At 67.1% G+C, this 3,807-nt stretch carries 3 protein-coding genes and 1 pseudogene; 2 read left to right on the top strand and 2 right to left on the bottom strand.

Annotation, left to right across the window (positions count from 1 at the left end):
• The first annotated feature begins 231 nt into the window (after positions 1-231).
• Positions 232-2,325 (top strand): prolyl oligopeptidase family serine peptidase, encoded by a 2,094-nt coding sequence (locus sphsw_RS12180; RefSeq protein WP_031440854.1) that lies wholly within the window; start codon positions 232-234, stop codon positions 2,323-2,325.
• 151 nt (positions 2,326-2,476) lie between these two features.
• On the opposite strand, the gene sphsw_RS12175 is transcribed toward sphsw_RS12180, so the two are convergent.
• Complete coding sequence (locus sphsw_RS12175; RefSeq protein WP_031440853.1) at positions 2,477-3,031, bottom strand: glycine zipper 2TM domain-containing protein; 555 nt, start codon at positions 3,029-3,031, stop codon at positions 2,477-2,479.
• A gap of 93 nt (positions 3,032-3,124) precedes the next feature.
• Between sphsw_RS12175 and sphsw_RS20485 the strand changes: the two genes are divergently transcribed.
• Positions 3,125-3,457, top strand: coding sequence for a hypothetical protein (locus sphsw_RS20485; RefSeq protein ID WP_235188382.1), 333 nt, complete (start codon positions 3,125-3,127; stop codon positions 3,455-3,457).
• A gap of 44 nt (positions 3,458-3,501) precedes the next feature.
• Here the strand turns inward: sphsw_RS20485 and sphsw_RS12165 are convergent.
• Positions 3,502-3,807: pseudogene (locus sphsw_RS12165) on the bottom strand (DNA helicase II); the annotation flags it as partial.

Genomic DNA, 3,807 nt, shown 5'->3' with positions numbered 1-3,807 from the left:
GGTACCCGCCGAGATGGCGGCGATCGCGAGGAAGCGGCGGGGCTTGGGAAGGCCATCCAGGGCCGTTGTCTGGTCGGACTGCATTGCGGACCGCGATAGACACCGTCATGAATGACGCCAAGCTATTCGGGGAAATGGACGATGCGGGTTCTTACGGCTGCGCTTGCGGCAACGATATTGACGGGCGGCGCCGGCCTTGCGGCGGGCGGTGCGCTCGCCCAAGTCGCACCGATGACGAACACAAAGCCTGCCCCGACCCCAACCCCAACCCCAACCCCAACCCCGACCCCGGCCGCGGACACCGCCGCCGATCCCTATATCTGGCTCGAGGACAAGGATGGCGCCAAGCCGCTCGCCTGGGTCGAGGCGGAGAATGCCAAGACGCTTCCCCGGTTGCAGAACGATCCGCGCTACAAGAGCTTCTATGCCGAGGCGCTGGCGATCGCGGCGGCGAAGGACCGGATCCCGATGCCCGACCAGCGCTTCGGCCGGATCTACAATTTCTGGCGCGATGCCGATCATCCGCAGGGGATCTGGCGCTGGACGAGCGAGGCAGGCTACGCGCAGGCCGATCCGGTCTGGACGACCGCGCTCGACCTCGACGCGCTGAGCAAGGCCGAGGGCAAGAAATGGGTGTGGAAGGGGGCGACCTGCCTTCAGCCCGACGAGCGGCTGTGCCTCGTCTCGCTGTCCGAGGGCGGCGAGGATGCGGTGTCGTATCGCGAATTCGATCTGCAGACCGGGCAGTTCGTCGCGAACGGCTTTGCGCTGTCGACGTCGAAGCAGGGCGCGAGCTGGGTCGACAAGGACACGCTGCTGGTCGCGCGCGACTGGGGCGCGGGGTCGATGACCGCATCGGGCTATCCGTTCGTGGTCAAGGAGGTGAAGCGCGGCCAGCCGCTGAGTGCTGCGCGCGAGATCTTCCGCGGCGAGGCGTCGGACCAGCTTGGCACCTATGCCAGCGTGATGACCGACGGGCAGGGCAACCGCGTGACGATGATCCAGCGGCGCCCGACCTTTTTCGGTGGCGAGAAGCATGTCGTCACGCCGGCCGGGCTGGTGAAGCTCGACGTTCCCGACCGCGTCTTCCCGTCGGGGATGGTCGACGGTCAGGTGATCTTCTCGACCAGCGAGGCGTGGGGGCAGATCCCCGCCGGCGCGATCGCCTCGGCGCCGCTCGCCGAGGTGCGCAAGGGCAAGTTCACGCCGACTTTGGTCTTCGCACCGACCGATCGCCAGTCGGTCGACGGCGTGTCGGTGACGCGCGATCACGTGGTCGCCAGCGTCTATGACAATGTCCGCGGGCGGGCGATGGTGTTCACGCACGGCAAGGCGGGCTGGACGTCGCGGGCGGTCGCGCTGCCCGACAATGCCTCGGTCGACGTCGCGAGCACGACCGATCGCAGCAATGCGACGTTCGTGCAGGTGACGGGGTTCCTCGCGCCGACGACCTTGTGGACGCTCGATGCGGGGCCTGGCGGCGTGCCCAAGCAGATCAAGGCGCTGCCGGCGAAGTTCGATGCGTCGCGCGACGTCGTCGAGCAGTTCGAGGCGGTCTCGACCGACGGGACGAAGATCCCCTATTTCATCGTCCACCGGAAGGACGTGCCGCTCGACGGGACGACGCCGACGATCATGACCGCCTATGGCGGGTTCGAATCGTCGATGACGCCCTATTATTCGGGGGTGATGGGCAAGCTGTGGCTCGAGCGCGGGGGCAGCTTCGTGCTCGCCAATATCCGCGGCGGCGGCGAATTCGGGCCGAAATGGCATGATGCAGGACGCAAGACCAAGCGGCAGATCATCTATGACGATTTCGCCGCGGTCGGGCAGGACCTGATCGCGCGCAAGCTGACCAGCCCGGCGACGCTCGGCATCTATGGCGGGTCGAATGGCGGGCTGCTGATGGGGGTCGAGTTCAACCAGCATCCCGATCTGTGGAAGGCGGTGACGATCCAGGTGCCGCTGCTCGACATGATCCGCTACGAACAGATCGCCGCGGGCGCGTCATGGGTCGATGAATATGGGTCGGTGAAGATCCCCGCGGAGAAGGCGTTTCTCGAGACGATCTCGCCCTATCAGAACATCAAGCGCGGCGGGGCCTATCCCGAGCCCTATATCTGGACGACGACCAAGGACGACCGGGTCGGGCCACAGCATGCGCGCAAGTTCGCCGCGCGGCTGAAGGAATATGGCCTGCCGTATCTGTTCTACGAGGATACCGCGGGCGGGCATTCGGGCGACGCGGACATCGAGCAGGGGGCACGGATGCAGGCGCTGCAGATGACCTATTTCGCGCAGAAGCTGATGGGGCCGGCGAAGTAGCAGCCCGTCATCCTGGACTTGATCCAGGATCCAGAGCCGGATGCGGTATCGCTTGTGGCTCTGGATCCTGACTTTCGTCAGGATGACGGGGTTTCGGGGGAGGGGGCGCGAACGGCGGCGGGCGTGTTGGACGCCCGGTCGCCGCACCCGATCAGCGGCAGCGGATCTGGCTGTTGTTCTGCTCGACCGCGCGGCCGGCGAGGCCACCTGCGGCGGCGCCCAGCAGCGAACCGACGATCCGCGAGCGGCCGCCGTCGATCACGTTGCCGAGGATGCCGCCACCTGCCGCGCCGATGATCAGCCCGGTCGTGCCGTCGTTGCGCTTGCAGTAATAGCGGCCGTCCTGCCCCGCATAGACGCGGTCGTTGGCGGACAGGGTGCGCTCCTGATAATTCGGGCCAACGCGATAGTCGCGGGCCGGGTCGTAATTGCCCTCGTCGCGTTCGTCGGGGTAGCCGCCTTCGTACCGGTCGGGTGCCTGGCGATAGCCGCCCTGCGGCGCCGGCGGAACATAGCTGCCGCCACGATTGCCGCGCAGCGACTGGTAGCGATCGAATTCCTCGCGGAAGATCTGCAACTCGCTGTCGAGGCGCGCCTGGGCGGCGGCGAAACGGGCGTTGTCGGCACTGGTCTGCGCGACGGCGGGTGCGGCGGCGGACAGGCAGGTCGCGGCGATCATCGTCGCGAGGCCGAGAGAACGCTTCATGATCGAAATCCTTTCACGGTAGGGTGTCCCGGTAACGGGTGGCGACATCGCGCCGCCACCCGGCTTTCGTCAACGACAGATCTGGACGCGACGATGGTTGCGCCATTCGGTGCGGCAGCGGCGATTGTTGTTCCAGTTGCGGCGGTCATTGTCGCGGCCGCGGAAGCGACGCCCGTCGTGGCGACCACGATGGTCGTTGCGGCGATAGTCGCGACGATCGGCACGCTGATCACCGCGATGATCGTTGTCGCGATACTGCTGACTATGGCCCCGATCGCGCTGGGCTTCGGCGGGCGCGGCCACGCCGAGGCCGAGCGTGGCGAAGGCGAGCCCGGCGGCGATGAGATGCGTAAACTTCATGAGGTGTCCTCTTGCCCGAGATCGGGCTGGAAGGACGATACGATCCTGGTTCGGCATCGTTCCTGAACGGGGTTGTCGGCTCCCGTACAGGTTGGCGGCGACCGGTCGTCCTACGGCGCGATCGTCACGAAGCTGTCCATGACGCGCTTGCGGCCGGCCTGTTCGAAGTCGATCTCGAGCTTGTTGCCCTCGATCTCGGCGATGCTGCCATAGCCGAATTTCTGGTGGAACACGCGCTGGCCGAGCGACAGGTCGTCGCGACCCTTGTTGCCGAGGCTGATCGCGCTGGACCGGCTTTCGACGACGCGGGCGGGCTTGGTCGAGAAGCCGCCGCCGGGCGTGGCCGCGCGCTGCCAGCCGGGGCCGCGGCCGGTGCCGCGTGCGACGTCGGCGAACGGATCGGCGCGGTCGGACCA

The organism is Sphingomonas sp. FUKUSWIS1, assembly GCF_000733135.1.
Classification (GTDB): Bacteria; Pseudomonadota; Alphaproteobacteria; order Sphingomonadales; family Sphingomonadaceae; genus Sphingomonas; species Sphingomonas aerolata.
The sequence above is the reverse complement of the archived record's forward strand: the minus strand, read 5'-3'. Positions and strand labels throughout refer to the sequence as shown.

Excerpts from the sequence above, each read along its gene's own strand:
- sphsw_RS12180 (WP_031440854.1), top strand. The coding sequence starts at position 232 with ATGACGAACACAAAGCCTGCCCCGACCCCAACCCCAACCCCAACCCCA.
- sphsw_RS12175 (WP_031440853.1), bottom strand. The coding sequence starts at position 3,031 with ATGAAGCGTTCTCTCGGCCTCGCGACGATGATCGCCGCGACCTGCCTG.
- sphsw_RS20485 (WP_235188382.1), top strand. The coding sequence starts at position 3,125 with ATGGTTGCGCCATTCGGTGCGGCAGCGGCGATTGTTGTTCCAGTTGCG.